Source organism: Shewanella sp. SR44-4, assembly GCF_014163715.1.
Classification (GTDB): Bacteria; Pseudomonadota; Gammaproteobacteria; order Enterobacterales; family Shewanellaceae; genus Shewanella.
In genome coordinates, this window is the sequence record NZ_JACJDU010000142.1 from 1 (window position 1) to 584 (window position 584).

Annotated in this window: 1 protein-coding gene; it reads right to left on the bottom strand. The window is 57.2% G+C overall.

Annotated features, from left to right (window positions below):
• A partial coding sequence (locus H5125_RS21790) for a hypothetical protein (protein WP_220487400.1) occupies positions 1-584 on the bottom strand: 584 nt, incomplete at both ends.

Sequence of the window (584 nt, forward strand, 5' to 3'; positions counted from 1 at the left end):
GATGGGTTACCGGCGATATCAATCACTTGCGCGGTCACATCAACATCGGTCGCGCCTGCAGTCACAGGGACTTCAACGTCAAAGCCGTTGTCGAGCATGTCTTGAGTGACAGGGCCGTTAAATAGGGTGTTGCCGTTGCCGTCAGTGACAATCAAGGTGTCGCCAACTTGGGTGCCAGTCGCGAGAGTCACGGTCGCGGTCACAGTGCCATCAGTACCGATCTCATCGCTGTTGAACACGCCGTCAGTGCCCATGCCGCTGAACTCAACGGTGGGTGCAGGTGCGGCAACATTGTCCACAGGCTGGTTGTCGGTAGCAGTCGCAGATGGGTTACCGGCGATATCAATCACTTGCGCGGTCACATCAACATCGGTCGCGCCTGCAGTCACAGGGACTTCAACGTCAAAGCCGTTGTCGAGCATGTCTTGAGTGACAGGGCCGTTAAATAGGGTGTTGCCGTTGCCGTCAGTGACAATCAAGGTGTCGCCAACTTGGGTGCCAGTCGCGAGAGTCACGGTCGCGGTCACAGTGCCATCAGTACCGATCTCATCGCTGTTGAACACGCCGTCAGTGCCCATGCCGCT